Annotated in this window: 2 pseudogenes; one reads left to right on the forward strand and one right to left on the reverse strand. The window is 65.7% G+C overall.

From position 1 onward, the window contains the following. A pseudogene (locus I5W_RS28065) lies at window positions 1-200 on the reverse strand (3-hydroxyacyl-CoA dehydrogenase family protein); the annotation flags it as partial. On the opposite strand from I5W_RS28065, the pseudogene aroC reads away from it, so the two are divergent. Then, window positions 199-890: pseudogene (gene aroC / locus I5W_RS28070) on the forward strand (chorismate synthase); the annotation flags it as partial. The pseudogenes I5W_RS28065 and aroC overlap by 2 nt on opposite strands.

Here is an 890-nt window from a genome sequence, read left to right on the forward strand (position 1 = left end):
GCCTGCACCGCCGGGCCGTAGTCGCCCTTGGCCGGGTCGATGCGCAAGATGTCCTTGCCCACCTTCTTGTAGTAACCGGCACCACTCTTCTGGCCCAGTGCACCCTGCTCGACCAGCTTGGCCAACAGCGGCGGGGTGGCATAGGTGGAGAAGAAGGGATCATCCTTCAGGTTGTCCTGCATGGTACGGATGACGTGGAAGACCACCGGCACCCCGATTGCACTGCTGATCCGCAACCAGGACCAGCGCAGCAAGGACTACGGCAACATCCTGGAGACCTTCCGTCCCGGCCACGCCGACTACACCTACTGGCACAAGTACGGCATCCGCGACCCGCGCGGCGGTGGCCGCTCCTCGGCGCGCCTGACCGCGCCGGTGGTGGGGGCGGCCGCCATCGCCAAGAAGTGGCTGTTCGAGAAGTACGGCACCACCTTCAAGGGCTGCATGAGCCAGCTGGGCGAGATCGCCATTCCCTTCGAATCCTGGGAACACGTGCCCAACAACCCCTTCTTTGCGGCCAACGCCAGCCTCATCGAGCGCCTGGAAGAGTACATGGATGCCCTGCGCAAGGACGGCGACTCCATCGGCGCGCGCATCGACGTGGTGGCGCAGAACGTGCCGGTCGGCCTGGGCGAGCCGCTGTACGACAAGCTCGATGCCGAGATCGCATTTGCACTCATGGGCATCAACGCCGTCAAGGGCGTGGAAATCGGCGCCGGCTTCCGCGCGGTGGCGCAGAAGGGTTCCGAACACGGCGATGCGCTGACCCCGCAGGCTTCGTGGGCACAATGCCGGCGGCATCCTGGGCGGCATCTCGACCGGGCAGGACATCACGGCCTCCCATCGCATCAAGCCGAACTCCAGCATCCGTACCCCGCGGCCGTCCATCG

This window comes from Herbaspirillum sp. B65 (assembly GCF_000333555.1).
Taxonomy (GTDB): domain Bacteria; phylum Pseudomonadota; class Gammaproteobacteria; order Burkholderiales; family Burkholderiaceae_D; genus Herbaspirillum; species Herbaspirillum rubrisubalbicans.